Genomic DNA, 26,008 nt, shown 5'->3' on the forward strand with positions numbered 1-26,008 from the left:
TGAAGTTTAAGGCACGCAAGATTATTTTTGATAAAAACCATTATCACATGAAGATTGAACAGATATACACAGGATGCTTGGCCCAAGGGGCCTATTACATAGAAAGTGAAGGCGAAGCAGCCATCATTGATCCATTGCGGGAAGTAAAACCCTACATAAAAAGAGCTGAAAAAAATGGGGCTACCATCAAATATATTTTTGAAACCCATTTTCATGCAGACTTTGTGAGCGGGCATTTGACCTTGTCCAAGGAAACGGGCGCTCCCATTGTTTATGGCCCTACCGCCCAACCCTCTTTTGAAGCCATTATCGCAAAGGATGGGCAAGAGTTCAAGTTGGGAAAAGTCACCATAAAAGTATTGCACACCCCCGGGCACACCATGGAAAGTTCCACCTACCTCTTAAAGGACGAAAACGGTAAGGACCATGCCATTTTTAGCGGGGACACCTTGTTTCTGGGAGACGTTGGGAGACCAGATCTCGCCCAAAAGGCTGCCCACATGACCCAAGAGGAATTGGCAGGGACATTATTTGACAGCCTTCGGAACAAAATTATGCCCTTGGCGGATGACGTAATCGTTTATCCGGCACACGGAGCAGGATCGGCATGCGGAAAAAACATGATGAAGGAAACCGTGGACACCTTGGGCAACCAGAAAAAGATGAACTACGCCCTACGGGCAGACATGACCCGGGAAGAATTCATCAAAGAAGTGACAGAAGGACTCCTTCCACCTCCACAATATTTCCCCTTAAATGTTAAGATGAACAAGGAAGGCTATGAAGATATCGATGAGATATTGGAACGGGGAACCCAAGCCTTGGGCCCTGAAGCCTTTGAAGTGGCCGCCAATGAAACGGGAGCCGTGGTGTTGGATGTGCGCCATCAAGATGATTTTGCCAAGGGCCATATCCCTAGATCTATTTTTATAGGATTGGATGGAAGTTTTGCCCCATGGGTAGGTGCCTTGATCGCTGATGTAAAACAGCCCATTCTTTTGGTTACCCCTGTGGGAAAGGAAGAAGAAACCGTAACCCGTCTTTCCAGGGTTGGTTTTGACGCCACCCTGGGCTATTTGGAAGGTGGAATCGAAGCATGGAAAAAAGCGGGCAAGGAAGTGGATACCGTAAAAAGTGTCCATGCCAAGGAATTGAAACAGCTCATGGAGCAAAAAGTGCCTGTGTTTGATGTCAGGAAAGAATCGGAATACAATGCTGAACATGCAGAGGATGCCATTTTAACCCCATTGGATTACCTGAATGATCATATGGCTGAATTTCCAGATAAGGAAACCTTTTACATTCATTGTGCAGGAGGGTACAGGAGTATGATCGCCGCCTCCATCTTAAAAAGTAGGGGCATCCACAATCTGGTGGATGTGGATGAAGGCTTTGCCGCCATGAAAGAAGCTGGCATTCCCATGACCGATTATGTGTGTCCAACAACCTTGAAATAATCAAATCATGCAAAAAATAATACGATTGGCCCTCATGAGCTTTGCTCTTCTAGGAATATTTTCATGTCAATCACAGCAAAAACCGTTCATCAAAAAAATAGACAAGGCAACGGTCAAGGCCAAAGTGATTGGGGAAGATGTGCAATTGGTGGATGTAAGGACGCCCATGGAATACAATCAGGGGCATATTGACGATGCGGTCAATTTTAACATCAATGATGAAGGTTTCCTCAACCAAATTGAAACATTGGATAAGAACAAACCTGTTTACCTGTATTGCAAAATGGGAGGGAGGAGCAATCGTGCTGCCGAACTTCTAAAAAGCAAGGGATTTACACAGATTTTTGATTACACAGGGGGCTATACGGATTGGAGCTCCAAGGACTAGGTTACATTCCAAAGTATTTTTTCTTATGTAACCCGCGTTACTGAACAGCCAAAGTATCCTGTTTACTTTAGTGGCATTAAAACTACAAGTAAAATGTCGATATTAAGTTTTTTGTTCAAGGAACAAAACCTTCCAGATACCATAAAGATCTTGGACAGGGAGGAGTATAAAAAAGCCATTTCCAATGGTAAAGTACAGTTGGTGGATGTGCGCACCCGGGCCGAGTTTGTGTCGGGCCACATTAAAGGAGCAAGCAACATTGATTTTTTCCAAGGATCTGCTTTTGAGTCCGCTTTTTTAAAAATGAAGAAAGACAAGCCCATTTATCTCTATTGCCAATCCGGAAATAGAAGTCAAAAAGCAGCCAGAAAATTGGTGGAAATGGGATTTGCTGAGGTGTACGACCTTCGTGGCGGGTACAGAACATGGAGCTATTGATCCTGTAAATCAAAAAGAAAAAAACCACTTTCCAACAAAGTATTGGAAATGGAAGGTATACAAAGTGTGATTGTGGAAAAGGAAAGCGCATCGGTTAGCTTTGAACAACAAGGCGACGATGGCGCTTCCTTTGTTAAACAGACCCTGTGTCAAATGGGTTATCCTATAGTTGATGACGAAAACGGAATGCTTCTAAAAGCAAAATCTTTTGTAAGTTGTACCAACGGAAAAATGCGGCAACAATGAAATACGTTACCATTTCTTTACTAGCTATTCTATTTCTTACTTCTTGCAAACAGCGCCCGAAGGAATCTGAAGCTACGCAATCCGCAAAACCCGATTACACAAAAATAGGAATGAGGTATGCCCAAGAAACCCAAAAGGTATTGGGCAAAAACCTAAAAGCTACCATTCAGGATAAAGGCGTTGCAGAGGCGGTTGTTTTTTGTAATGAGCGCGCTTATCCGTTGACCGACAGTATGGCGACCCATTACCAAGCAAAAATTAAGCGGGTATCGGACAAGACCCGAAATCCCATGAACAAGGCCAACGCCACGGAAATGGAACATATCAACACGTTTAAAAAGCAAATTGCTTTAGGAGATTCCATTGCACCTATTGTGCAGGAAAAAGATGGACAGGTGCATTTTTACTATCCCATTGTCACAAATGCCTTATGTTTGAACTGCCACGGGACCCCAAACCAAAATATCACACCTAAAGTAGTGGAGCACTTATCCGGGTTATACCCAGAAGATCAGGCAACAGGATACGGTATTGATGAGGTTCGCGGTATTTGGAGCATTGTGTTTGATGCTTCGGAAAACCCTGAATAAATTTGAAGGCCTATTTTTCTGGTTTTTTGAAACCGTAGACCAACTGTCCCCAAAATCCCTTCGGAAGTTTTTCATCCCCAGGAAAGCCCAGCTCAATTTTACCGCCACTTTCTGGAACATAGTTGGTGTGGAAAATATAATCCCAAAGACTGAGACTTATCCCATAATTCATTCCATACCGATGTCCTTCTGGTAGATTGTATGCATGATGGTACAGATGCATCACCGGATTGTTCAAGACATACTTTAAAGGGCCCCATGTCAGTTTTAGGTTCGCATGGTTAAAATGCCCAATGGCAATGGCTGCAAAATGGACAATATAGGCTTGTTCGGGTTCAAATCCACCCAAAATCATAACGCCCAAGGTCTTTAAGGGTTTGTATAGAATGTTTTCCATCCAATGGAACCTTAAATGTGCGGCAAACCCCATTTCCTTTACACTGTGGTGGACTTTATGAAACTCCCAAAAGGCAGGAACCCTGTGCAGGAGTACATGGGTGAACCACTGTACAAAATCGAGAATAATGAAGAAAACCAACAGTTGTACCCATTGGGGCCAGAGGGTCACATCCACTATGGACAAACTTTGGGAGGTGATGCCCAAATCTGCCAAAAGCACTTCCAGCACTTTGTAAACACCACTTATAATGATGGCAAAAATGAAGAAGTTGAAGAACATATAAAAGGCATCCAGCCAAAAGTCCTTTCTGAAAATGGACTGCTCCTTTCGCCACGGAAAGAGAATTTCCAAGCTCCAAACCAAGAGCGAAATGCCGATCAGTCCCCAAAAATAATTGGTGTACCAAGGCACATCAAACACAATGGATTTCCATGTCCACCGCACCATGCCCAAAAAACCGTTTACAAATGCATCAACATATTCCATTGTGATTATTTTAGTTCATACCATTCAACATGCTCCAAGTTTTGCCGCCGACCTTTTGCAGTAGGGGCATAATTTTTGGACAAATAGGTTAAAATCAATTCTTCATTGGCACCCAAATCCCAAAGATTTTGGGTTTCCTGCATCCATGTTATGGTGGCTTTCCATCCTTCCCGGCTCATCCGGTTCTGGGTGACCAACTTAGCGGAATGGCAACTGGTACAATTTTGGATGGTGGCCTCCATACCCTCATCATCAATAAATCCGGTAGCGACATGAATGCCGTTTTCCACTTTGTCGTAATTTTCGTTGGAATCTTCCACTGGAACTTCCTCAATATTGGGTTTTGGTTTTCGGTTCGCCCAATAGTACAATCCCCCAAAAAGTACCAAAATCAAGATTAAAAAGGAAAGAAGGAATTTGGAAAACGCACTGACCTGTTTTTGAAATTTGTCCTTCATGCTAAACTATTTTGATTGCTATCCGGTGGCAGGCATTATTGAGGTAGCCTTTGGGGTTCCATCCGGGCAATACCATGGGTTGACTTTTTCCATTGGAGTCGGTAGCCCTGGCCCAAACCTCATAATATCCTTTTTGAGGGAAAGATACGGTTGCCTTAAAATGTTGCCAAGCCAAACGATTTGCTGGCTTTTCTAGGGTGCAATTGTGCCACGTACTACCAAAATCGATGGAATATTCCATTTTTGAAACTTCCAGTTCCCCGGCCCAGGCATGTCCGTTAATGTGCAATACTTGCCCCTCTTTGACCAATGCCCCGCTTTTTGGGTAGGTAATCAAGGATTTCACGGGCATGGATTCAATGATGCACATGTTGGAATCTTCAACTTCACTGCCCGGTGCCACCGTTTCGCAGGGCACACGATACGAAGTGCCACCCATTTTTTCGCCATCATGCACCTTGTTCCGTACACTGATCTGATTGATCCATTTTCCAGAGGTGGAAGCGGGCCATCCCCCACAGACCAATCGCAATGGATAGCCATGGGCCAATGGGATATCCTCTCCGTTCATGGAAAAGGCGAGCAAGGTTTCATCCTGTAGGGCCTTGTCCATGGGAACTCCTCTGGAAATCGGTTCCTTATTCGGGTCACCGCTTAAGTGCGTATCGGCGGCATGGTAGCCAATATAGACTGCATCGGATTTGATTCCTGCATCCTCAAGAACATCACGAAGTCGCACCCCGGTCCATTCTGCGCAAGAAACCGCACCCACGGTCCATTGGTTTCCCTTTGCAGGCGGATTGAACTCACTACGTCCATTTCCGCCACATTCCAAGGTCAATCGATAGGTATGATGCGGGAATTTGCTTTTGAGGTCGGCCAGGGAATAGGTTTTTTTGTTTTTGACGGATTCGCCATCCAAAGTCAATGTCCATGTTGAAACATCAATATTTTCAGGGATTTTCCCATTATTGCGAATGAACATGTATTTATTTGGGGTGATTTTGTCGTTCAGCAAATGGGCTTGGGCCTCCATATTCCAAGGTTTGTTGTTGAGAACAACCATTTCCCTGTCTTTGTTGAATAGTTTAAAGGGATCGGGATCTTGTAGACCCAAAGGTTGATATCCTCTCGGCATTTGATGGCCATAAACAATTTCCACGCCCAAGATACTGGCCATGGCCGCTAAGGATACCCCATAAGTAAATTGCCTTCTGTCCATAAAATTCAAGATTAAAAGTATCGTAAAAATAAGTAAAGCTATGTAACTCAAGTTACCAAAAGGTTCATGGGCTTATTGTAGCTTTAAGGGTGAAATTAGAGAATTGACAAAAATTGGTATTGGTCTGTGTTATCTGCATTGTGTTGATCACCATACCCGTTCCATTGATAGAAAAGATAAACGTATAATTATGAAAAAAAACATGGGCGGCATGGACCGCGTAGTACGATTGCTTATTGCTCTAGCAGTGATTGCCCTGTATTATTTTGGGGTGATCTCTGGAACCTTGGCCACAATAGCATTGATATTGGCGGCCATATTCGCAATAACAAGTTTAGTTAGTTTTTGTCCTTTGTACACCCTATTTGGGATTAATACATGCAAGGTCAAGAATTAGGTTTTTTAGTTGGTTGATGTTTGAAGCCGCTCCCAAAGAGCGGCTTTTTTTGTTTTTTAAATGTGAAGAGTCAAGTGTGGGGTCGTGAAAATTAGAGGGCTAGTTGTCTTTTTTATGAGAATTATCATATTCTGGCTATTCCACAGCCACTAAATTTGACGCAAACTTAAAACCAATACATTGTGAAATCGTTAGTAAATGTTCCATTGGTATCATGGGAGAATGGCATCTGGATGATAGGTGTGTTCGCTCTTGTGGTCATTGTTCTTGTCATTGCGGTTTTGGCTCTGATGAACAGTGGAAAAAAATAAGATTTTTCCAAATCTGTTTTTGTCATCACAACAAACAAAAGCTTGTTTGTTGATGAGACAGTTAGATTAGACTTCCACCCCCTTTTTTGTAATGTGACCCAGGTCACTTTATATCTGAAAACCTAAAGGTAACTTTGGGTAAAATGATATAAAATGGCCAAAATAGTCGTCCTTGGAGCTGGTATAGCTGGTCATGTGGCTGCATCCCATCTCAGAAGAAAGCTCTCCAAAGAGCATGAAGTAGTGGTGGTGTCACCCAACAGTAACTACCAATGGATCCCCTCCAATATCTGGGTGGGAATCGGGAGAATGAAACCGAAGGACATCCTGTTCCCATTGGCTCCTTTGTATGCCAAAAAGCACATCGATTACAAACAGGCCAAGGCCGTCAGTTTTCATCCCGAAGGAGACCAAGAAGAGGTAAAACCCTACGTACTTGCAGAATATGTTGCCGGAGATGAAAAAGAAACCCAAGAAAAGGTGACCTACGATTACCTGATCAATGCCACTGGCCCAAAACTCAACTTCGAGGCCACCGAAGGGCTATCGCCCGGAAAAAACAAAGCCCATTCCGTCTGTACCTACACCCATGCCGATGAAGCATGGACCGCGCTGAATGACCTTATCCAACAAATGAAACAGGGAAAAAGGGCCAAAATATTGATCGGGACCGGGCATGCGAAATCAACCTGTCAGGGTGCCGCTTTCGAATACATCCTGAACGTGGAACAAGAATTGCGTCGGTACAAAGTAAGAGATATGGCCGAGGTCACTTGGATTTCCAACGAATACCATCTCGGGGATTTTGGCATGGACGGTATGTTGTTGAGTTATGGCAGCAATATTATGAAATCCAGTGAAATGGTGGAAATGGTTTTCGAAGACCGTGGCATTTCATGGATTTTGGGAGCCGGCGTCCATAAAGTGGAAGATGGGGTGGCCCATTATGAAAATCTTGAAGGGGAACAAAAACAGGCATCTTTTGATTTTGCCATGTTGATTCCTTCCTTTTCAAGTCATGGTTTTAAGGCTTACAACAAAACGGGGGACGATATCACGGACAAACTCTTTAGGGGATTCATGATCGTGGACGCAGACTACACACCCAAACCTTATGAAGAGTGGAGCGTTCAGGATTGGCCCGAAACCTATCAAAACCCTTCCTATCCCAACATTTTTGCACCCGGAATCGCCTTTGCACCGCCGCACAGTATTTCCAAACCCAGAAAGAGCAAAAACGGCACCGATATTTCACCCGCCCCTCCAAGAACGGGAATGCCATCGGGTATCACCGCAAAATTGGTGGCCGACAACATCATCGAAATGATCAAACATTCAGACAATGAGTTGCACCATAAAGGATCCATGGGGAATATGGGAGCTGCATGCATAGCATCGGCAGGGTTCGGGATGACGAAGGGTAGCGGCATCAGCATTACTACCTATCCCATTGTGCCCGATTTTAAGAAATATCCAGATACGCACGGCAGAAAATTGGGTAAAACCTTTGGTACCATTGGCCTTGCTGGACATTGGCTGAAGTTGGCCCTTCACCACGCATTCCTTTACAAAGCAAAAATGAAACCCTTTTGGTGGTTAATCCCAGAATAGACAGTTATGACACGAAGAATATCCAAATACAAACGATTTATGATGATGAACCCCATCATCCAGTTCTTTAAGTTCATCTATTTGAGCATTAAAGTTTTGATTGTGGTGGCTGGAGGGCACGGGGGAACCCGGAACGCATAAACCCCGTTCTCCTTATTGAACTTGCCTCAATATGACCCATTTCTTTGGTTACAGGGGCATGTTGAGGTTCATTTTTTTAGGGAAACAGGACATTTTTCTCGGTAACCAAGGTTACTGTGCAGGCGAATTGCCAAATTTAATTTTGCTTCAAATTATTTAAATACATGAAACGAATAATTACATTGACAATACTCATTTGGATCCAGGGACAACTATTTGCCCAAGACCCTGTCAAGATTTCTATGGAAGAAGTATTGACAAAGGTGCAAGAGTCCAATGCCAGCATCAAGGTGTCCGAACAGGAGGCCAAAATGGCAAAATACGATTATAGGTTCTCCAATTCCATCTTTTTGCCACAGATTGCTGTGTCGCATACAGGAATGGCGACTACAAATCCTTTGATGGCTTTCGGTTCCAAACTCAACCAAGAGATTTTGACCCAGGCAGATTTTAACCCTGCCTTGTTGAACGATCCCGATCAGATCGAGAACTACGCCACCGTAGTTTCGGTGGAACAACCCTTGATCAACTTGGATGGGTTTTATCAGCGCAAAGCCGCCAAGACCACGATGGAGGCCAAAGAGCTTCAGGCCATGCGCACCCGCGATTATCTGGATTTTGAAGCCCAAAAGGCCTATGGGCAATTACAATTGGCACATAGAGCCGTAAGTGTATTTCAGAAAGCTTACGATGCAGCAAATGCAAACTTGAACATGGCACAGAACAGCTTCGACCAAGGCTTGCTTCAAAAAGCAGATTTGTTGGAAGTGAAGGTACGGGTCACCGAGGTCTCCGATCAATTGAAGACAGCCAAAAGCAATGTGAAAAATGCATCGGACTATTTGGCCTTTTTAATGAACGAACAAGGAGATGTGGTCTATGAACCCTCCGAAGAATTGGTGCCTGATAATTTGGGCGAATCAGTGGACGTTTCACTGGAAAACAGGGCCGATGTAAAAGCCATGGATTTGGTATCCGAAGCCTACAAGGCCAACATGAAGGCCGACAACATGACCTTTTTACCAAGGCTGAATGCCTTTGCCAGCTACGAAATGTACGACGACCAAATTTTTCAGGCCGATGCCAAAGGATACATTATTGGGGCAAGTTTGAGCTGGGATGTTTTTAAAGGATCCCAACGCTTTGCCAAAGCAGGAAAGAGCAAAACAAATTATGAAAAAGCGAAACAGGAATACGAGCAGTACGTCGCCAAAAGTACTATGGAGCTACAACGCACCAAGCGGATGGTCGAGGATGCCGCGAGCAGGCTCCAGACCTCAAAATTGGCTATGGAGCAATCCGAAGAATCATTGAGGATCCGTACCAACAGATTCAAGGAAGGTTTAGAAAAAACAACGGATCTATTGATGGCGGAAGCCAACTATGCCGAAAAACAATTGGTCTATTATCAAACCATTTTTGAATACAATCAAGCACAATCCTTATTAACATTTTTAACCAAAGAATAATTGCAACATGAAAAACACTACGATATATAAAAGCTTCACTTTAATTCTTGCATTGGGATTGACCCTTGCAGGGTGTGGGAGTGATAAAAAACAAGCCGCAACGACCTCAGAGGCGGTAAAGGTAACCGTTGCCGATGTGGACACTGGCGATAGTTCCACCATTTTGGCCGGAAGTGGTCAAATACAAGCGGTGAACAGTGCCACCTTGAGTACCCGAATGATGGGTCATGTGGAATCCCTTCCTGTGAAAATAGGTCAAAAAGTAAACAAGGGAGATCTATTGATTTCCATCAACAATGTGGACCTGCGTGCCAAAAAAGCACAGGTGGAGGCATCCATTACGGAGGCAACGGTGGCTTTCAACAATGCCAAGAAAGATTATGAAAGGTTCCAAAATCTTTTTAACGAGAACAGTGCTTCACAAAAGGAATTGGACGATATGACGGCCCACTACGAAATGGCCAAAGCCAGATTGGAAGCCGCAAACCAAATGAAGAATGAGGTTAACTCCCAGTTTGCTTATGCCAACATCAGGGCTCCATTTAGCGGGGTGGTCACCAATACCTACATTGACAAGGGCGACATGGCCAACCCTGGTGTTCCGTTGGTATCCATTGAATCAGCTGGAGGAGGTTTTGAAGTAGTTGCGAAGGTTTCAGAGAATAATATTTCCGGTATAAAAGTGGGAACCAATGCTCAAATACTTGTGAAAACTTTGGATACTGCGCTTACAGGTAAAGTGTCCGAGTTAAGTGCATCGGCCCAAAATACGGGAGGGCAATATTTGATGAAGGTTTTAATTGACAAAACGGAAGCCAAGATTTTGTCAGGTATGTATGCAACCGTTAGGCTGGAGGCGGAAAATGAGAGCAACGGAAAAACAGTTGTTACGGTTCCGTCCAAAGCCTTGGTGCATAAAGGACAGTTGACAGGCGTATACACCTTGGGTCAGGATAATGTGGCCTTATTGCGCTGGTTGCGACTGGGCGACAGCTACGGTGATGAAGTGGAAGTGTTGTCGGGCTTGTCCAAAGGAGATCAATATATCGTCTCGGCCGAAGGAAAGTTGTACAACGGAGCCAAAGTAAGCATTCAATAACCCAAAAACGCTAACAATGAAAGACGGACTTGCAGGTAGAATTGCCAAAGGGTTTATCAGCTCCAAGCTAACGGTGCTCTTAATGATCGTGTTTATGGTCATTGGGGTGTACAGTTCCTTCCTAATACCAAGGGAAGAGGAGCCCCAGATAGACGTGCCCATGGCAGATATTTTTGTAGGGTATCCCGGGGCCAGCCCCACCGAGGTGGAATCCAGGATCACAAAACCGCTGGAAAAAATTATATCGAACATTAAAGGCGTAGAATACGTGTACACCACTTCCATGCAAGAGCAGGGAATGGCCATTGTACAGTTCTACGTGGGAGAAGATATCGAAAGGTCTTTGGTACGCTTGTACGACGAGATCAACAAGCACATGGACCAAATGCCGGCTGGGGTTACCATGCCTTTGGTAAAAACCCGTGCCATTGATGATGTGCCCATGCTGGCCCTTACACTTTGGAGCGAGGAGTACGATGATTTTCAGCTAAGGCAGATCTCAGGAGAGCTCATCAACGAGATTGAAAAAGTAAATGGCGTTTCCATCACCAAAAAGATAGGAGGACGCAGTCCCCAGCTTCGTGTGGTGGTGGACAAGGATAAAATGGCCGAATCTGGCATTGATATGTTGGCCGTGGCCCAAATGATCAAGGCCAACAACCAGCAAATGGATGCCGGTAATTTCCTTGCCAACGATACGGAATTCCACATCAGCACAGGAAACTTTTTAAAAACCAAGGAAGACCTTGAAAACCTGATTGTAGGCACCAAACAAGGTCAACCCATCTATCTAAAGCAGATATCAAAGGTATTGGATGGCCCAGAACTGCCTAAAAACTATGTTTCCCTTGGATTTGGGGCTGCAAGTGAAAAGGCAGAGACCTATAAATCAGAATATCCTGCGGTCACCATTTCCATTGCCAAGCGCAAAGGTGCAGATGCGATGAAGATTGCCGATGTGGTGTTGGAGAAAGTGGATCATTTAAAAACAACCCTGATTCCAGATGAGGTAAAGGTTGAGGTGACCCGAAACTATGGACAGACTGCATCGCAAAAAGTATCGGAATTGTTGATGCACTTGATCGGTGCCATCATTGCCGTGACCTTTGTGGTCATGTTGGCCATGGGATGGCGAGGTGGACTTGTGGTGTTCCTATCGGTGCCCATTACCTTCGCATTGACTTTGCTCAGCTATTACATGCTGGATTACACCCTAAACCGAATTACTTTGTTTGCCTTGGTGTTTGTAACAGGTATTGTGGTGGACGACTCCATTATTATTGCGGAGAACATGCACCGTCACTTTAAAATGAAACGGTTGCCGTTCAAGGATGCTGCGATCTATGCCATCAATGAGGTAGGGAACCCGACCATTTTGGCCACGTTTACGGTAATTGCATCCGTGTTGCCCATGGCCTTTGTATCTGGGTTGATGGGGCCTTATATGTCACCCATGCCCATTGGAGCTTCCATTGCGATGTTGCTATCATTGTTCGTGGCGTTGACGATAACCCCGTATTTGGGCTACATCTTCTTAAGAGAAAAAGACAAAAAGAAGAAAAAGGAAAAAGCCCCTGTTGAAATACAGGACACCTTCATTTACAAAGCCTATTCGCGCTTTGAAAGCCCTTTGATCGAGAGTAGGAAAAAAAGATGGATGTTCTTGGGCATTACCTTCTTCTTGCTGCTTGCCTCCATTGGAATGTTCTTTACCAAATCGGTAGCCGTAAAAATGCTTCCTTTTGATAACAAGAACGAGTTCCAGGTAGTGATAGACCTTCCCGAAGGAACGACCTTGGAAAGGACATCAGCGGTAACCAAAGAAATTGGAGCATATCTGTCCACTCGTCCCGAAGTGGTCAACTATCAAACCTATGTGGGGACATCTGCCCCAATTACATTTAATGGTTTGGTAAGGCATTACGATTTACGAGGTGGTAGCAATATGGCCGATATTCAGGTGAATCTTGTTGATAAGCACGATAGAAGCGAACAGAGCCACGATATTGCCAAATTGCTCAGACCAAGAATTCAGGAATTGGGCAAAAAATACGATGCGAACATCAAAATTGTTGAGGTGCCGCCTGGACCTCCTGTGCTCTCCACCATTGTGGCCGAAGTGTACGGACCCGATTATGATAAACAGATTGCATTGGCCGATAAGGTAAAAGGTATTTTGAACAATACCACCGATGTTGTGGATGTGGACTGGATGGTCGAGGATGATCAAGTCGAGTATGATTTTGTGATCGACAAAGAAAAAGCGATGCTTTATGGCATTACTCCGCAACAAATTGTACAGGTGATGGTCATGGCTTTTCGTGAACAACCCGTATCACACATTTATCGGGAAGATGCCTTTGATCAAATAGGAATTGTTCTATCGATCAGTGAAAAGGACAAATCATCCTTGGATGAAATCAAACAATTAAAAATAGCATCGCAACAGGGTGATATGATTTCTATCGGCGAATTGGTTTCCGTAAAAGAAGGAATCAAGGCGAAGAGCATCTACAGGAAAAACCAAAAAAGGGTCGTGTATGTGATGTCTGATATGGCAGGGGAATTGGAAAGTCCCGTGTATGCGATTTTGGGGATGACGGACAAGTTGAACCAATTGGAGCTTCCACAGGGATATTCCATTAACGAACTCTATATGGAACAGCCCCAGTTTGAAGATGATTACACCGTAAAATGGGATGGGGAATGGCAGATAACCCTTGAGGTGTTCCGCGATTTGGGAATCGCATTTCTGGGTGTGATCGTGATCATTTATATGCTTATCGTGGGGTGGTTCCAAAACTTTAAGGCACCTATGGTGATGATGGTGGCCATACCGCTTTCATTGATCGGTATTGTGCTCGGACACTGGTTGCTCGGTGCATTCTTTACAGCAACCTCCTTTATCGGTATGATTGCCCTTGCGGGCATCATGGTGCGGAACTCGGTGTTACTGATTGACTTCGTCAATTTGAGATTGGATGACGGGATTCCCTTGAAACAAGCCGTGATAGAAGCGGGCGCAGTACGTACCACACCAATTTTATTGACAGCGGGGACCGTTGTTATTGGAGCCTTTGTGATTTTGTTCGACCCCATTTTCCAGGGATTGGCCATTTCACTGATGGGAGGAACCATAGTGTCCACTGTTTTGACGCTATTGGTAGTGCCATTGGTGTATTACTTGATAGAACGAAAAAATTACAAATAAGATGAAACCGAGATGGCTAAAATAATCTTTAGGCACACAGTGCAATGATTCCTTTAGTCGTCAAAGGTTCCATGTGACCATTGAAAAAAACCTGCCTGCCGTAGGCACGGCAATAAAAATAAGCACATGAAAATGATCATTGTTACCACGGTAGAAGAATATAAGAGCGAGGTTTTTAAACTATTTAAAAAGGCCGGCGTGGAAAGTTTTAGTGAATCCGATATTGATGGGTACAAAAGTGCAGCGCCGTTGATGTACACCAGCAGCTGGTTCCCAAGTGAAAAGGGTGGGGCGGCATCCAACATGTTTTTCTCTTTCACCCAAGAGGAAAAAGTAACTGAATTGTTCAAATTAATAAAGCAATTCAATACCGAAAGTGAAACCACCAACCCCATTAGAGCGGTAGAGATACCCATAGAAAGAACTGTTTAAAAAACATTAAAATGAAAAATAGAATTGTAAGAGGCGTAGCAGGAACGTTTATATTGATAAGTCTGATTTTGGCCATTTATGTAAGTCAAAATTGGCTTTGGTTTACTGCATTTGTAGGGGCTAATCTGCTTCAGTCATCCTTGACCAAATGGTGTTTGCTGGAAGATATTTTGAAGAAATTCGGAGTACAAGATTCCGATAAGAACAGTTGCTGATATCCCATAAGTTTGTTATTTAAGGCATTTTCGTGATCTTTGTTCAAAATCTCACGGAAATGCTTTATCAACCTTGGCCTTGGTATGTATCAGGCCCGCTCATTGCCCTGATCATGGCTTTATTGATTCTTATGGGCAAACGTTTTGGAATGTCTTCCAACTTGGAAACTTTTTGTTCCATTGGTGGTGCAGGAAAGTTTTCGGATTACTTCAAAATAGATGTAAAATCCAATCGATGGAACCTTTTGGTTGTCCTTGGCGCTGTCCTTGGGGGATTCTTGGGCGCGCATTGGCTCTCTCCAAATCCGGCTGTGAACATATCGGATAAAACCGTTTCAAAACTGCAAGAACTCGGGTTTGATAGTGCTGGTACAGCCTATTTGCCCACGGAACTTTTTAGTATGGAATCCCTTGCCGACCCTAAAGTGTGGATCATCCTTTTGGTAGCTGGCTTTTTGGTGGGCTTCGGTACTCGTTATGCGGGAGGTTGTACCTCTGGGCACGCTATTTCTGGTCTAAGTAACCTTCAACGACCTTCACTTATAGCAGTAATCGGATTTTTTATCGGAGGACTGATCATGGTTCACTTGTTGTTCCCCTTAATTTTTGCATCATGAAGAGTTTGGCATATATTATCATAGGTACATTTTTAGGAGTAGTGCTTTACAAGTCCGAAGCGGCTTCGTGGTTCAGGATTTATGAAATGTTCCAGTTCGATTCGTTCCACATGTATGGGATCATTGGCTCTGCTTTGGCAGTTGGGGTCGTTTTGGTACAATGGATCAAGAAATCCAAGGTAAAATCCTTTTCGGGAGAAACAATTACTATACTGGACAAAGAAAAATCAATTGCCAGATACATTTTGGGCGGAACACTCTTTGGATTGGGGTGGGCCTTGGCCGGTGCTTGTCCCGGGCCTATCTATATTTTGGTGGGAGCTGGCTATTGGCCCATAGTCATTGTTTTGGTTGGAGCGTTAATGGGAGCCTTTGCGTATGGCGTTTTAAGGAGCAAATTACCCCATTAAGGTTGACTTGACGGGATATTTGGGCAAAACATCGATCATGAATGGTTTGTTGGTGTCTAGCTTATAGCTTTGTCTGTCCCAAAACTTACGTAATTGTTCCTACATGAAACTTACCACGTTTATCATAGACGACGATTTGGTGTCGCAATTTGCGACCCGGTACTGCATTCAGCAAACCCATGGCAATTTTGATATTGTCACCTGTTCCAGTGGGGAAGAGGGGATACAAGCCTGTTTTAGTTCAGTTGAAGAACACGATAGACTTCCAGATATTATCTTTTTAGATCTTGTTATGGACGGGATGAATGGTTGGGATTTTCTTGAAAATCTTCGAAATTTATTCAAAGGGCATAAGCTACCAAGCGTTTATGTACTTTCGGCCTTTACCAACGCCAAAGACCGCACTATAGCCAAGAAGAACGAATTGATTTCTGGTTATGTGGACAAGCCCTTGTCACGTTCCTATTTGGAAAAAATACTAAAAGAAGAAGAGAAAAAACGCGCTTAGCGTCACCTCTCCAATGGCTTAAAAGGAAATCACCCTAAATTGATCTCCTTGGTTGCATAAAGTTTTTAAAAAAACCTATTTTTGCAGTCCATTTTTAGGAATGGCCCCGTAGTTCAATGGATAGAATAGAAGTTTCCTAAACTTTAGATGCAAGTTCGATTCTTGCCGGGGCTACTTTTTCAACTTTCAACCGATTCTTCTGAACGGTAAAATCAACTTTTTAAGGATTCCAATGGCCTCGGAAAGATTTCAAAATGGTCAGGGATTAAGCTTTTTGATTTTTGACAAAAACCTTTCCTTGTAACTTTTCCCTATTGAAAGTTCTTTTCCACCGATTTCTACAGAATCGATACCGTAGTTATTGATTTTTTCCAATGAAATGATGTACGACTTGTGGATCCGGGCGAACTTGTGGTAGGGCAATATTTTTTGCAGCTGCGAAAGTCTTTCGTAAACCACCAAGATTTTATCCTCTTTCAAATGAATCTTTACGTAATTGCTCAGCCCCTCGATCATAACAATTTCATCGTATTTAACCTTTACATTTTTTCTGCCCGATTTGAAATACGTATAAGGCTGTTCAACCATACCGCTCCCCTTGCCCAGTCTATGTTCTGCTTCAATCTTCTTTTTGACCTTGTTTATTGCTTTTAAAAAGCGTTCAAATGAATAGGGTTTCAATAAATAGTCAGCCACACTTAGTTCAAAACCTTCAACGGCAAATTCCCTGTAGGCGGTAGTTATAATGGTCTCAGGTATCTTTTCCAAAGTCTTTAAAAAGCTCAAACCTGAAAGCTTGGGCATTTCAATATCCAGGAAGATGATATCCACATCGTTGTTTTCGAGCACTTCAAGAGCTTCAATGGCATTGTCACAGACTCCGAACAGGACAAGACCGGGCGTATCATCCAAATACCCTCTAATAATATTCTGCGCTATGGGCTCATCATCAATTATCAAACACTTAAGCATGGCCTATGGGTTAAGATTAATTTCCATTCTCACGGTAAATGTGTCCTCTTTCTTCTCTATTTCAAGATGATGCCTTTTTTCATATAACAATTCCAATCTCCTTTTTATGTTCATCAGGCCCAAACCATCTTTATCCTTATTCTCCGAATCAGATGGGACACTATTGGAAATATGAAACCTTAGGACATTCTCTTGGGCGGAGAGACTTATGTTTATCCAGCCTTTTTTCACCTCATTATGTATCCCGTGCTTAAAGGCATTTTCAACCAAGGGAATCAAAAGCAGGGGCGGTATTTGCATTTTTTTTGGGTCACCCTCAACTATGAAAGAAATATCCAAACGTTTTCCAAAACGCTCTTTTTCCAAGGAAATAATGTCTTTTATGAGCTGGATTTCCTTCACAAGTGCCACCTCGCCCATGCCTGACTCATATAGGGTGTAGCTCAAAATATCGGATAATTTTAGAATTAGGCCAGGTGTTTTTTTCGACCTTTCAAGGGCCAAGCCGTAAACACTGTTCAAGGTATTGAACAAAAAATGGGGATTGATCTGTGATTTCAAAAATTTAAGTTCCGCCTGTCTTTTTTCTTCTTTGAGCATTTCTGTTTCTTTCCGCTGCCTGAACCAGTTAAAAAATAGCTTGAAACCGGTTGTGAAAGCGACAGGGGACACAATTATCAGTGCATTTTGAACCAGTCTGGGCAAGTCATAGACCTTATCTTGAGTAACATCGACCCACTGCGGAAAATAATTTGGATATCCCCAATACAACACAAAATATCGGTGTGCAATGGATGCAAGTGCTATGACCAAGACCAACACGGCAAAATAATTCAAAATTTTATTGCGATAAAGGATTTTTGGAATCAGGATAAACCAGTTTACGTAGACGGCAACCAATCTAGAGGGCAAAAAAAGTAACTCAAAAATAATGGCCTCTTTCAAAGACTGTCGATATCCCCACTCGGAAACCGCAAAAGCGAGCATGATCACAACCCAAAATAGGATATGGTATACAATATATTTCCAGTTCACTCCCATCATGATAAGATGCTAAACTTAAGCCTTTTTATGTCCCTCCATTTAACTTTTATGTAAATGCCCATATAAATTATCCAAAATGCTTTACATAAAGAAGTATTGGGTATGCATAAAATACCCTTGAACATACGTAATACCCTAATCCCACTTCCATTATCCCGTTAGATTTACGGTACTTACACTAACAGAATTAAGAAATGAAAAGATTCATTTTACAATGTAGCCTCTTAGTATTGGGCATGGTCACGGGCTTTGCACAAAACAATATTGAACGGCACAATGCCAGTCTCATAGCATTTACGGTTCCTGAAAAGGATTTGATCCCGGAAAGTATTGCATACGACCCGGTGAAAGAGAATTTTTTTATGGGAAGTACCCGAAAAGGTAAGATTGTAAAGTTGCACAAAAATGGAAAGGCCAGTGATTTTATAACCGCTGATGCGCACGGATTGTGGATGGTCATCGGAATAAAAATAGATGTGGAGCGCAGGATACTTTGGGTGTGCAGCTCTGGCGGGGATAATTTGGAGGGCTATGATTTAAAGGATGATGAGGAGGGACGCCCTGCCGGGGTTTTCAAGTTTGATTTGGATTCTGGCACGCTGCTTCAAAAATATATCTATGATCAACCAGGGGAAGTTCATTTTTTCAATGATATCACTGTTGCCTTAAACGGCGATGTCTATGTGACCCATATGTTTCAGGACCATGCCGTGTACCGGATAAAAAATGGAAGCGACAAAATGGAAAAAGCCTACGTATCGGAATTGATAAAATATCCAAATGGCATTGCACTCTCAGAGAATAATGAAAAACTATATGTAGCCCACTCGGAAGGCATTGCCCTTGTAGATATGGACTCGGGTCAGATATCTGCTTTGGAAGTGCCCGAGGGGTTAAAAATATCGAGAAGGGAAAGTATTGATGGGCTATATTTTTATAAAAATTCGCTTGTAGGCGTGCAAACGGACATCAATACGGTAATCCGGTTATTTCTTGACGAAAGCGGGGAGAAAATCTTTTCGTCCGAGGCATTGGAAATAAATCACCCTATGATGGATACGCCAACAACTGGTGAATTGGTAAAGAATGATTTTTACTATATCGCAAATGCCCAATTTGGGAAATTCAATGAAAATGGGCTGCTCCCCATGGAGAAACTATACGAGCCAGTTGTGTTGAAAGTAAGTTTGGAGGATTAAAAAAAGCAGCTGTTTTTTCAACCAACGGTGTACTTCAATTCATAAAATATGGATAAAGTCAGTTACATAATTTTTACAGCTTTTCTTGTGATTGCAGTCTCATGCCTTGGCCCGAAGGAACGTCCGAACACAGAAAATGCTAGGGATTTTTTTGCAAAATTGGCAATGGATGGTGGTACTTGGGTACATAATCCCAGTGACACAACAATGGCATTTCATTCGTTCATTATGAAGTTTGAACGGCGGGAGGAAGACACTTTAACGGGAAAAATTATGGGTCGAACAAAAACGGGGGACACCATTCCATTTTGGCGTGTTGAAGAATATATTGATGTGGCGAAGGACTCCATCATTTTTATACAGCAAGGGCAACATGGCAACGCCAAGGGAACGTCCATTTTTCCCGACCCCATGACCCGGGAGTCAAATTTTAAAATGGTGTATTCAAACGGGCTTGCTCAAAATCATAAAGACACCCATGTTTTTATCAATGATTCCACCATGCTTACCCAAAGCAAAATATTCGACAATCAAACGCAAAAATGGATCGACCAACCAGATGTTATTTGGACATTTAAACACTGAACAATAGAAAAAACACAGTCATGAAAACTTCAGATAGGATATTAAAAAGTAGAAGAAACATTTTAAAGACTTCCACATTGGGATTATTGGGTTTGTCATTGCCCCAGTTGACCTTGGCCAGTGAGGGAACCCATGCCGGATTGTATTTGGACACTCCAACTGACAATATACCCAAACATTTTCCCAATATAGATCCGGAAGTCGTAATGGAAGTGGTGGGAAAATCACATTCTGATCTGGAACGCGTAAAAGAATTGGTGGATAAAAGACCGGAATTGGCAAGGTCGGTTTGGGAATGGCGCTTTGGTGATTTCGAATCGGCCATTGGAGCTGCTTCCCATGTAGGGCGGAGGGACATTGTTCAATACTTGACCAGCAAAGGAGCCAGACCTTCTATTTTTACCTTTGCCATGATGGGTGCCCACGATGTGGTAAAGTCAATGGTAGCGTTCTCGCCCGGCATCCAAAGAACCATGGGGCCACATGGCATACCTTTACTGGATCATGCCTACTATGGGGAAAGAATGAAAGATACCATGACCCAAAAGGAAATCGATAACCTAAAAGAAACCATCGATTTTTTAGAATCGTTGGGCGATGCGGCAGGAGAAAAATATTTGGAGGTGCTCCCGGAGGAGCAAACAAAGTATTTGGGGGTTTATAAATATGGTGAAGGAGCGGATGAAGGGTTTACCGTTCAAATAAACATGCGAAAGCTCTTGTCCTTGGCACCTATTGGCGGTTTTGGTGGGGCCCTATATAAATTGGCAGACAACAAATTCACGTATAACGGTGCGCCCTCAGTTATGGTTTCTTTTGAAGTTCAAAATAATAGCGTAAATTCTTTGACGGTCAATACCCCTGAAACACAGGTTACTGCATTAAAAATATAAACGATATGAACCTAAAAACTTTTTTCCGAATTGTCTTGGCAATTGTTGGGGGTGAAATAGCCCTTATCATATTCACAACAATTGCGCAGGAAGTACTTTTTGATGGGATCAGTTACAATTCTTCCACCCTAAGTGAAATTGTATTTGGCGGGCTGGCCACTTTTATAGCGGCCATTCTTGCAGGGGTTGTTGCGCGGTTGATTATCCGCAATAAGATCAATGCCGTGCCATTGGGCATTTCCATCCTTATTTCCTTGGAGATGACCTATCTGATTTTAAACGGCAAAACAGGGGACCCGGTTTGGTTTGATTGTATTGCCGGAGGGTCCTTGATTGTTGGAGTATGGCTTGGCTTTCATTATCCCAAATTTCTGTCCAAAAAAACAGGCGCCGCATCCACCAAAGAATCATCCCATTAGAACCAATAGGTCAATTTCAACAATATGCCACGGTTTTTGATGGCCAAGCTTTCCGGAAAATAATTCTCGGTATAAACAACAAAAAGGTCGGACATGGGCAAAAAGCGCCACTGAAACCGACTATTGATATTAAGGTTGTCAATTTGGGTGTTATACTGAAGAAATGTCGTCCAAAACATGGTATTGGAAAAGGATATTTCCGATGTCAATCCGAAAAGGTGCAGTTGTTCACTATCCAGATTTGACGGTAATTGAACATCATTAAAGTTATAGCGCAGATTAAAATTACCCCAAGGTTGAAACCGAATGTTGGTCTCAGCCTCAAAATAGAATCTGTTGCCACTATAAAAACTCCCGTACTCTGCACCCAAGCTTCCAGAGAATTGCTTTCTTGGATCAAGGCGACACCAAAAACCGACTCGATCGTATGAATAGTAACCCTTCGGAAAAGGAACACTGCCCACAATGAACGAGTCAAAAGGCAAATCATTTTTTTCGTTCACATAGCTCAATTCCAAGGCATTTTGATTCTTAAAATCAAAAAAATAATAGAAGCCCGCAAATGATGAGTTCAGTGATCCATCCGTATTCAAAAAGGCCCGTGAGGAGATACGGGGCCCATGGAGATTGTATTTTGAAGTCGTTTGGGCGGGAAGAAAATTATAGACAAAGAGGTGGGACAGTTGATAGTAACCCAACTTCACAAAAATTTCATTCTGGGCATCAAAGTTGTTCAACCTTGGCACAAAACCCACATCTGTGATATAATTTTCACCGACCTTGTCCCCCGATAATCGGGTCAATATATTTTTATTGTTGAACCTCACGGTTGCGGTATAGTACTGTTCTTCATCGAATTCACCCGGATTAATGGATTTATGGATTCCCATATTTGCGCTCCATTTGCCCGTTTGATCCAAAAAATTATACTCCATTGCCACAACCCTATTATAAGCGGCTTGGGTAGAATCAGAAGTTTGGGTTGTACGCTGCCGATTAACAATCAACGCATCCAAAGTTGATCTTTTGCCAATGCGTTGTGAGAGTGAAGAAACAAAATAGTTCTGGGCATTTACCTCATCTGTTTTCCCGGTTTGGACATCCATTACACCCACCCTCAGTTTCTCTGATAGATTTCCAGATATCCTTGCCCCATATTGAATGGGAATGGGCTGCCCATTGGCAAGTCCGATCCTTCTTGAAAAGAAAGGATTGATATCTTCCTTTCCAAAAGAGGTGAACAGATCACTGTTCTCTAGAAAAAATCCCCTTCTTTCAGGGAAAAAAAGCGCAAAACGGGTCAGGTTGGTAATCTGTTGATCTACATCCACGTTGGAAAAATCAGGATTAAGGGTCAAATCCAAGTTCAACGATGAAGTAATGGCAAGCTTGGCGTCTATCCCAGCTTCAAAACTATAATCCACCTCACTTTCCAATTCATGGTCCTTGGCAATGCCTCCGGCCAAATAGGGCAGAAGGTTTATGTTGCCCTTTTTGGTCTTTGGGGGATTTGCATCCCATACAAGTTCACCAGTATGCCCAAGATTGATCGTATTTAGGTTCAGCGGTACTCTGTTCCATGAGGAGAAATAGTTGTTCTTCATGTCATTTCTAACAAAGTTCAACCCCCAAACAGTGTTGGTCGTATCATATCTCAGTGTTCTGAACGGGATGGCCATTTCAACATACCAGACATTATCCCCCAATGAAATCTCAGAGAACCATTTGTTGTCCCAATTTTCATTGATAAAAGATTCGTTGCCCTCTACACTTATCAAACCTTCAAATTGTGCTCCGCCAGCATTTACACCAAAGAAAAAGCCATTGGTTTTCTGGTTGAACGGATCTAAAACAATGGCAATGCCATCACTGCCGAAATGTTCGTCATCCTGATCTCTTTTTAGCGTTCGGATTATATGATCATTGTTCTTCTCAAAACAGGTGATCCCAACATATAAAAAGGCATCATCATAGGCTATCCGTACTTCCGTTTGGGATTCAGCCTCACCGGTGTCTTTTGGCCATTGATTGAGAAAGGGGGCGGTCTTTTCCAAATTTTGCCAACCGCTTTCATTCAGGACGCCATCTATTGTGATTTTGGCATCAATTCTTTTTACGTTAAGTTGTCTTTGTGCTTGAAGGTTCAAAGACGTAACAAGCAAGAAAATGAGTATCACCTTAAAGGCCATGAAAGTTCTTTTTATGATCGGACCTTCAAGATGAAAACATTTAGTGACAGAAATTTGGATTTTACACGAACCCGTTGGTTTTTTATGTGAATGTTGTTCTCAATTTGTTCAAAACTAATCACATATCATTTTCTACATGTGTAAAAAGACCAAGTGAAAATCAATCATAAAAGTCTACATCTTGAAACCCAAAAAAGGTGCTTTAGGAATTGGAGTCCATGCCATCAAGGGATTTGGCAATTCTTCCCGGGTCACTTTTCTGTTTCTTCCTTACCTTAGTGCAAAACTTGCTGTATGGAGACCAAGATCAAGAGTGTATTTAAAGAAGGGGCCATTTCTTCTGATTTTATAGCCAATTCCATTGCAAAACACCAAACCAAGACCCAAATTGGGGCCCACGATATTTTTTTGGGCCAGGTGAGGGCCGATGAAATTGATGGAAAAACGGTTTCGGCCATTGAGTATACCGCCTATGAAAGTATGGCCAATCAAAAATTCCATGAGATCAGGGAGAACACCTTTTCGAAATTTGAGATTACCTGTATGCACATTTACCACAGTTTGGGAAAAGTGAATACCGGGGAAATATGCCTCTTTGTATTTGTATCCTCACCCCACAGAAGAGTGGCCTTTGAAGCCTTGGAGTATGTTGTGGAGGAAATAAAAGCGCACGTTCCCGTATTCGGAAGGGAACTTTTTGAAGATGATTCCTATCAATGGAAAGTCAACACATAGCCTATGGTAGATATTACACAAAAACAGCCCACCCATAGAACTGCTGTGGCACAGGCCGTGGTCAAGGTCAGTGATGCGGCCACTATCGAAGCCATAAAAAAGGGAACCGTGCCCAAAGGCGATGTGCTTTCCATGAGCAAGGCAGCGGGATTTTTGGGGGTAAAAAAGACCTCAGATTTATTGCCCGATTGCCATCCACTGCCCGTGGAATACTGTGGTATTGAGTACGAAATGAATGGTTTGGAGATTAAAATCATTATCACAGTAAAGACTTTTTACAAAACCGGGGTTGAGGTAGAGGCGATGCACGGGGCCAGTGTGGTGGCACTCACCATGTACGATATGCTCAAACCCATTGATAAGGGCGTGGAGATACACCAGATAAAACTGCTGAAAAAAACCGGGGGCAAATCTGATATAGATGTAACATAATTTTTTTTGATATTTTTTTTGCAGCAAATACTTTTATTCTAATTTTAAATTAGATCTGACGATAATCCCATTGCTATGAATAACCTCAAACGTGTAATTGTCGATTATAAAAAATTGACCCCCGAAGTGCTGAAGCTGTTGGTGGATAAATATCCTGATGGCTATGGCGACAATGACGTCATCAACTTTAGGAATCTTAAAGGCGAGTTGATCGAAGCTGTTGAGGTTTCCACGGACGACACCAAATATTTGGTGAAGATCAGTTCCAAACTGGAGCACACCATGGCCAACTTTGACGATGATGATGACGATGATGACCTTGATACCGAGGATCTGGGCAAAATCCCAGATGATGATGACGAAGACTTTTCAGACTCGGAAGAGGAATAAAACTACCCCTCTTTTTTTAAATTGCTTAGCATTTCCGAAGTGGTTTGATCTAAATCAAACTCAGGATGCCAACCCCAATCCTTTTTGGCAAAAGTATCATCAATACTACTGGGCCAAGAATCGGCTATTTTCTGTCTAAAATCAGGGGCATAACTGATTTCAAAGCCAGGAATATGTTTTTTGATGCTATCCGCAACATCAGAAGGGGTAAAGCTCATGCTTCCCAGGTTGTACGAAGACCGCACGGTAAGTTGTTCCGAAGGACTTTCCATCAATTGGATGGTAGCCCTAATGGCATCGTCCATATACATCATGGGCAGTTTGGTGTCCTTGTCCAAAAAAGATTGATAGGCGCCTTTTTTTAAAGCTTCGTGATAAATCTCAACCGCATAATCCGTGGTGCCCCCGCCCGGCATGGTCTTCCAACTGATCAAACCCGGATAACGCACACTGCGCACATCCACCCCAAATTTTTTAAAATAGTATTCGCACCAACGCTCCCCAGATTGCTTGCTGATACCATAGACCGTACTGGGCTCCATAATGGTGCTCTGGGCCGTATTTTCTTTGGGCGTATTCGGACCAAAAACGGCTATGCTTGAGGGCCAAAAGATTTTGGTGATCTTACTTTCCTTGGCCAAATTCAAGACATTGAACAAGGAGTTCATGTTCAGGTTCCAAGCCCGCATGGGGAACTTTTCGGCGGTGGCACTGAGCATGGCGGCCATTAAATACACCTCATCAATTTCATAATGCATTACCACATCCTCAATTGCGGCATAGTTGGTGGCGTCCAATAGCTCAAATGGCCCAGAGGCCATCAAAGCGTCACTGCCTTCCCTGATATCGCTCGCAACCACCTTTTCAGAGCCATATTTGTTGCGTTGTTCAATGGTGAGTTCAGTTCCAATTTGGCCACATGCGCCAATAATGAGAATAGGTTTTTGCATTTAAATTGAAGTTAATTGCGTTTAGGGGCAAAGATACCCTTTATTAAAATTTGTACATTCGCCTATGCGAAAATTGTTAGGCTTACTGATTATT

31 protein-coding genes and 1 tRNA gene are annotated in these 26,008 nt (G+C 42.9%); 25 read left to right on the forward strand and 7 right to left on the reverse strand.

Going from position 1 to position 26,008, the window contains the following annotated elements:
- Window positions 1–47 precede the first annotated feature (47 nt).
- From A7D14_RS05870 to A7D14_RS05890, 5 genes are all read left to right on the forward strand, one after another.
- Window positions 48–1,457: an MBL fold metallo-hydrolase gene (locus A7D14_RS05870; RefSeq protein WP_067031349.1), complete on the forward strand. Its 1,410-nt coding sequence runs from the start codon at window positions 48–50 to the stop codon at window positions 1,455–1,457.
- Window positions 1,458–1,464: 7 nt separating this feature from the next.
- On the forward strand, window positions 1,465–1,845 hold the full coding sequence (locus A7D14_RS05875; protein WP_083157997.1) for a rhodanese-like domain-containing protein: 381 nt from the start codon (window positions 1,465–1,467) through the stop codon (window positions 1,843–1,845).
- A gap of 93 nt (window positions 1,846–1,938) precedes the next feature.
- Window positions 1,939–2,283 carry a rhodanese-like domain-containing protein gene (locus A7D14_RS05880; protein WP_067031352.1) on the forward strand — a complete coding sequence of 115 codons (345 nt, stop codon included), beginning with the start codon at window positions 1,939–1,941 and terminating at the stop codon, window positions 2,281–2,283.
- 48 nt (window positions 2,284–2,331) lie between these two features.
- On the forward strand, window positions 2,332–2,529 hold the full coding sequence (locus tag A7D14_RS05885; protein ID WP_176712369.1) for a heavy metal transporter: 198 nt from the start codon (window positions 2,332–2,334) through the stop codon (window positions 2,527–2,529).
- The gene (locus tag A7D14_RS05890; RefSeq protein ID WP_067031355.1) at window positions 2,526–3,119 is read left to right on the forward strand and encodes a DUF3365 domain-containing protein; all 594 of its coding nucleotides are present in this window, start codon (window positions 2,526–2,528) and stop codon (window positions 3,117–3,119) included. Before A7D14_RS05885 ends, A7D14_RS05890 begins: the two co-directional genes overlap by 4 nt.
- A 10-nt stretch (window positions 3,120–3,129) precedes the next feature.
- Here A7D14_RS05890 and A7D14_RS05895 read toward each other — a convergent pair whose 3' ends face one another.
- The 3 genes from A7D14_RS05895 to A7D14_RS05905 are packed head-to-tail and all read right to left on the reverse strand — an operon-like array spanning window position 3,130 to window position 5,685.
- Window positions 3,130–4,005 (reverse strand): sterol desaturase family protein, encoded by an 876-nt coding sequence (locus A7D14_RS05895; RefSeq protein ID WP_067031358.1) that lies wholly within the window; start codon window positions 4,003–4,005, stop codon window positions 3,130–3,132.
- 5 nt (window positions 4,006–4,010) lie between these two features.
- Window positions 4,011–4,463: a hypothetical protein gene (locus A7D14_RS05900; protein WP_067031361.1), complete on the reverse strand. Its 453-nt coding sequence runs from the start codon at window positions 4,461–4,463 to the stop codon at window positions 4,011–4,013.
- Window position 4,464: 1 nt separating this feature from the next.
- A complete protein-coding gene (locus tag A7D14_RS05905; protein WP_067031364.1) occupies window positions 4,465–5,685 on the reverse strand; it encodes a sulfite oxidase in 1,221 nt (406 codons plus the stop codon).
- Between the two features lie 190 nt (window positions 5,686–5,875).
- On the opposite strand from A7D14_RS05905, the gene A7D14_RS05910 reads away from it, so the two are divergent.
- The 13 genes from A7D14_RS05910 (at window position 5,876) to A7D14_RS05960 (ending at window position 16,280) form a co-directional block, all read left to right on the forward strand.
- Window positions 5,876–6,082 carry a DUF2892 domain-containing protein gene (locus tag A7D14_RS05910; protein WP_067031367.1) on the forward strand — a complete coding sequence of 69 codons (207 nt, stop codon included), beginning with the start codon at window positions 5,876–5,878 and terminating at the stop codon, window positions 6,080–6,082.
- 182 nt (window positions 6,083–6,264) lie between these two features.
- The gene (locus A7D14_RS20355; protein ID WP_255307397.1) at window positions 6,265–6,393 is read left to right on the forward strand and encodes a hypothetical protein; all 129 of its coding nucleotides are present in this window, start codon (window positions 6,265–6,267) and stop codon (window positions 6,391–6,393) included.
- Window positions 6,394–6,546: 153 nt separating this feature from the next.
- Complete coding sequence (locus tag A7D14_RS05915; RefSeq protein ID WP_067031369.1) at window positions 6,547–8,004, forward strand: NAD(P)/FAD-dependent oxidoreductase; 1,458 nt, start codon at window positions 6,547–6,549, stop codon at window positions 8,002–8,004.
- A 6-nt stretch (window positions 8,005–8,010) separates the two neighbouring features.
- Complete coding sequence (locus A7D14_RS20360) at window positions 8,011–8,145, forward strand: hypothetical protein (protein ID WP_255307398.1); 135 nt, start codon at window positions 8,011–8,013, stop codon at window positions 8,143–8,145.
- Window positions 8,146–8,309: 164 nt separating this feature from the next.
- The gene (locus A7D14_RS05920; RefSeq protein ID WP_067031372.1) at window positions 8,310–9,614 is read left to right on the forward strand and encodes a TolC family protein; all 1,305 of its coding nucleotides are present in this window, start codon (window positions 8,310–8,312) and stop codon (window positions 9,612–9,614) included.
- A gap of 7 nt (window positions 9,615–9,621) precedes the next feature.
- Complete coding sequence (locus tag A7D14_RS05925) at window positions 9,622–10,713, forward strand: efflux RND transporter periplasmic adaptor subunit (protein WP_067031374.1); 1,092 nt, start codon at window positions 9,622–9,624, stop codon at window positions 10,711–10,713.
- Between the two features lie 16 nt (window positions 10,714–10,729).
- On the forward strand, window positions 10,730–13,924 hold the full coding sequence (locus A7D14_RS05930) for an efflux RND transporter permease subunit (protein ID WP_067031377.1): 3,195 nt from the start codon (window positions 10,730–10,732) through the stop codon (window positions 13,922–13,924).
- A 126-nt stretch (window positions 13,925–14,050) separates the two neighbouring features.
- Complete coding sequence (locus tag A7D14_RS05935) at window positions 14,051–14,356, forward strand: hypothetical protein (protein ID WP_062787381.1); 306 nt, start codon at window positions 14,051–14,053, stop codon at window positions 14,354–14,356.
- An 11-nt stretch (window positions 14,357–14,367) separates the two neighbouring features.
- Window positions 14,368–14,571: a DUF2892 domain-containing protein gene (locus A7D14_RS05940; protein ID WP_067031380.1), complete on the forward strand. Its 204-nt coding sequence runs from the start codon at window positions 14,368–14,370 to the stop codon at window positions 14,569–14,571.
- A gap of 59 nt (window positions 14,572–14,630) precedes the next feature.
- Entirely contained in the window at window positions 14,631–15,188 is a 558-nt protein-coding gene (locus tag A7D14_RS05945) for a YeeE/YedE family protein (RefSeq protein ID WP_067031383.1), read from the forward strand.
- The gene (locus A7D14_RS05950; protein ID WP_067031386.1) at window positions 15,185–15,598 is read left to right on the forward strand and encodes a DUF6691 family protein; all 414 of its coding nucleotides are present in this window, start codon (window positions 15,185–15,187) and stop codon (window positions 15,596–15,598) included. The genes A7D14_RS05945 and A7D14_RS05950 overlap by 4 nt, the downstream gene beginning before the upstream one ends.
- A gap of 103 nt (window positions 15,599–15,701) precedes the next feature.
- Window positions 15,702–16,106 (forward strand): response regulator, encoded by a 405-nt coding sequence (locus A7D14_RS05955; protein WP_067031389.1) that lies wholly within the window; start codon window positions 15,702–15,704, stop codon window positions 16,104–16,106.
- A 102-nt stretch (window positions 16,107–16,208) separates the two neighbouring features.
- Window positions 16,209–16,280: transfer RNA gene (locus A7D14_RS05960), tRNA-Arg, on the forward strand.
- Window positions 16,281–16,364: 84 nt separating this feature from the next.
- Here A7D14_RS05960 and A7D14_RS05965 read toward each other — a convergent pair.
- Window positions 16,365–17,078 (reverse strand): LytR/AlgR family response regulator transcription factor, encoded by a 714-nt coding sequence (locus A7D14_RS05965; RefSeq protein ID WP_067031392.1) that lies wholly within the window; start codon window positions 17,076–17,078, stop codon window positions 16,365–16,367.
- A 3-nt stretch (window positions 17,079–17,081) separates the two neighbouring features.
- Entirely contained in the window at window positions 17,082–18,122 is a 1,041-nt protein-coding gene (locus A7D14_RS05970) for a sensor histidine kinase (protein ID WP_083157998.1), read from the reverse strand.
- A 194-nt stretch (window positions 18,123–18,316) separates the two neighbouring features.
- Between A7D14_RS05970 and A7D14_RS05975 the strand changes: the two genes are divergently transcribed.
- The 4 genes from A7D14_RS05975 to A7D14_RS05990 are packed head-to-tail and all read left to right on the forward strand — an operon-like array spanning window position 18,317 to window position 21,218.
- Window positions 18,317–19,321 carry an SMP-30/gluconolactonase/LRE family protein gene (locus A7D14_RS05975; RefSeq protein WP_083157999.1) on the forward strand — a complete coding sequence of 335 codons (1,005 nt, stop codon included), beginning with the start codon at window positions 18,317–18,319 and terminating at the stop codon, window positions 19,319–19,321.
- Between the two features lie 48 nt (window positions 19,322–19,369).
- Window positions 19,370–19,906 carry a hypothetical protein gene (locus A7D14_RS05980; protein ID WP_067031400.1) on the forward strand — a complete coding sequence of 179 codons (537 nt, stop codon included), beginning with the start codon at window positions 19,370–19,372 and terminating at the stop codon, window positions 19,904–19,906.
- A gap of 20 nt (window positions 19,907–19,926) precedes the next feature.
- On the forward strand, window positions 19,927–20,799 hold the full coding sequence (locus tag A7D14_RS20210) for a hypothetical protein (RefSeq protein WP_067031403.1): 873 nt from the start codon (window positions 19,927–19,929) through the stop codon (window positions 20,797–20,799).
- A 5-nt stretch (window positions 20,800–20,804) separates the two neighbouring features.
- A complete protein-coding gene (locus A7D14_RS05990) occupies window positions 20,805–21,218 on the forward strand; it encodes a hypothetical protein (protein ID WP_067031406.1) in 414 nt (137 codons plus the stop codon).
- On the opposite strand, the gene A7D14_RS05995 is transcribed toward A7D14_RS05990, so the two are convergent.
- Window positions 21,215–23,407 carry a DUF5916 domain-containing protein gene (locus A7D14_RS05995; RefSeq protein WP_067031409.1) on the reverse strand — a complete coding sequence of 731 codons (2,193 nt, stop codon included), beginning with the start codon at window positions 23,405–23,407 and terminating at the stop codon, window positions 21,215–21,217. The two genes, A7D14_RS05990 and A7D14_RS05995, sit on opposite strands and share 4 nt — an antisense overlap.
- A gap of 294 nt (window positions 23,408–23,701) precedes the next feature.
- On the opposite strand from A7D14_RS05995, the gene A7D14_RS06000 reads away from it, so the two are divergent.
- From A7D14_RS06000 to A7D14_RS06010, 3 genes are all read left to right on the forward strand, one after another.
- Window positions 23,702–24,142, forward strand: a complete 441-nt coding sequence (locus A7D14_RS06000; RefSeq protein WP_176712370.1) for a molybdenum cofactor biosynthesis protein MoaE — start codon at window positions 23,702–23,704, stop codon at window positions 24,140–24,142.
- Between the two features lie 3 nt (window positions 24,143–24,145).
- Complete coding sequence (gene moaC, locus A7D14_RS06005) at window positions 24,146–24,574, forward strand: cyclic pyranopterin monophosphate synthase MoaC (protein ID WP_067031411.1); 429 nt, start codon at window positions 24,146–24,148, stop codon at window positions 24,572–24,574.
- A 75-nt stretch (window positions 24,575–24,649) separates the two neighbouring features.
- On the forward strand, window positions 24,650–24,964 hold the full coding sequence (locus A7D14_RS06010; protein WP_067031414.1) for a hypothetical protein: 315 nt from the start codon (window positions 24,650–24,652) through the stop codon (window positions 24,962–24,964).
- Between the two features lie 2 nt (window positions 24,965–24,966).
- Here A7D14_RS06010 and A7D14_RS06015 read toward each other — a convergent pair whose 3' ends face one another.
- Window positions 24,967–25,914, reverse strand: coding sequence for an NAD-dependent epimerase/dehydratase family protein (locus A7D14_RS06015; protein WP_067031417.1), 948 nt, complete (start codon window positions 25,912–25,914; stop codon window positions 24,967–24,969).
- Window positions 25,915–26,008: the final 94 nt, after the last annotated feature.

The sequence above is a fragment of the Allomuricauda sp. CP2A genome, assembly GCF_001683915.1.
Lineage (GTDB): Bacteria > Bacteroidota > Bacteroidia > Flavobacteriales > Flavobacteriaceae > Flagellimonas.

Coding starts and splice junctions, on each gene's coding strand:
- A7D14_RS05995 (WP_067031409.1), bottom strand. CDS start 23,407: ATGGCCTTTAAGGTGATACTCATTTTCTTGCTTGTTACGTCTTTGAAC.
- A7D14_RS05925 (WP_067031374.1), top strand. CDS start 9,622: ATGAAAAACACTACGATATATAAAAGCTTCACTTTAATTCTTGCATTG.
- A7D14_RS05885 (WP_176712369.1), top strand. CDS start 2,332: ATGGAAGGTATACAAAGTGTGATTGTGGAAAAGGAAAGCGCATCGGTT.
- A7D14_RS05965 (WP_067031392.1), bottom strand. CDS start 17,078: ATGCTTAAGTGTTTGATAATTGATGATGAGCCCATAGCGCAGAATATT.
- A7D14_RS05920 (WP_067031372.1), top strand. CDS start 8,310: ATGAAACGAATAATTACATTGACAATACTCATTTGGATCCAGGGACAA.
- A7D14_RS05890 (WP_067031355.1), top strand. CDS start 2,526: ATGAAATACGTTACCATTTCTTTACTAGCTATTCTATTTCTTACTTCT.
- A7D14_RS05900 (WP_067031361.1), bottom strand. CDS start 4,463: ATGAAGGACAAATTTCAAAAACAGGTCAGTGCGTTTTCCAAATTCCTT.
- A7D14_RS05970 (WP_083157998.1), bottom strand. CDS start 18,122: ATGATGGGAGTGAACTGGAAATATATTGTATACCATATCCTATTTTGG.
- A7D14_RS05980 (WP_067031400.1), top strand. CDS start 19,370: ATGGATAAAGTCAGTTACATAATTTTTACAGCTTTTCTTGTGATTGCA.
- A7D14_RS05990 (WP_067031406.1), top strand. CDS start 20,805: ATGAACCTAAAAACTTTTTTCCGAATTGTCTTGGCAATTGTTGGGGGT.
- A7D14_RS05955 (WP_067031389.1), top strand. CDS start 15,702: ATGAAACTTACCACGTTTATCATAGACGACGATTTGGTGTCGCAATTT.
- A7D14_RS05910 (WP_067031367.1), top strand. CDS start 5,876: ATGAAAAAAAACATGGGCGGCATGGACCGCGTAGTACGATTGCTTATT.
- A7D14_RS05940 (WP_067031380.1), top strand. CDS start 14,368: ATGAAAAATAGAATTGTAAGAGGCGTAGCAGGAACGTTTATATTGATA.
- A7D14_RS20210 (WP_067031403.1), top strand. CDS start 19,927: ATGAAAACTTCAGATAGGATATTAAAAAGTAGAAGAAACATTTTAAAG.
- A7D14_RS05950 (WP_067031386.1), top strand. CDS start 15,185: ATGAAGAGTTTGGCATATATTATCATAGGTACATTTTTAGGAGTAGTG.
- A7D14_RS05945 (WP_067031383.1), top strand. CDS start 14,631: ATGCTTTATCAACCTTGGCCTTGGTATGTATCAGGCCCGCTCATTGCC.
- A7D14_RS05905 (WP_067031364.1), bottom strand. CDS start 5,685: ATGGACAGAAGGCAATTTACTTATGGGGTATCCTTAGCGGCCATGGCC.
- A7D14_RS06000 (WP_176712370.1), top strand. CDS start 23,702: ATGGAGACCAAGATCAAGAGTGTATTTAAAGAAGGGGCCATTTCTTCT.
- A7D14_RS20360 (WP_255307398.1), top strand. CDS start 8,011: ATGACACGAAGAATATCCAAATACAAACGATTTATGATGATGAACCCC.
- A7D14_RS05870 (WP_067031349.1), top strand. CDS start 48: ATGAAGATTGAACAGATATACACAGGATGCTTGGCCCAAGGGGCCTAT.
- moaC (WP_067031411.1), top strand. CDS start 24,146: ATGGTAGATATTACACAAAAACAGCCCACCCATAGAACTGCTGTGGCA.
- A7D14_RS05895 (WP_067031358.1), bottom strand. CDS start 4,005: ATGGAATATGTTGATGCATTTGTAAACGGTTTTTTGGGCATGGTGCGG.
- A7D14_RS05880 (WP_067031352.1), top strand. CDS start 1,939: ATGTCGATATTAAGTTTTTTGTTCAAGGAACAAAACCTTCCAGATACC.
- A7D14_RS06010 (WP_067031414.1), top strand. CDS start 24,650: ATGAATAACCTCAAACGTGTAATTGTCGATTATAAAAAATTGACCCCC.
- A7D14_RS05930 (WP_067031377.1), top strand. CDS start 10,730: ATGAAAGACGGACTTGCAGGTAGAATTGCCAAAGGGTTTATCAGCTCC.
- A7D14_RS05975 (WP_083157999.1), top strand. CDS start 18,317: ATGAAAAGATTCATTTTACAATGTAGCCTCTTAGTATTGGGCATGGTC.
- A7D14_RS05915 (WP_067031369.1), top strand. CDS start 6,547: ATGGCCAAAATAGTCGTCCTTGGAGCTGGTATAGCTGGTCATGTGGCT.
- A7D14_RS05935 (WP_062787381.1), top strand. CDS start 14,051: ATGAAAATGATCATTGTTACCACGGTAGAAGAATATAAGAGCGAGGTT.
- A7D14_RS05875 (WP_083157997.1), top strand. CDS start 1,465: ATGCAAAAAATAATACGATTGGCCCTCATGAGCTTTGCTCTTCTAGGA.
- A7D14_RS06015 (WP_067031417.1), bottom strand. CDS start 25,914: ATGCAAAAACCTATTCTCATTATTGGCGCATGTGGCCAAATTGGAACT.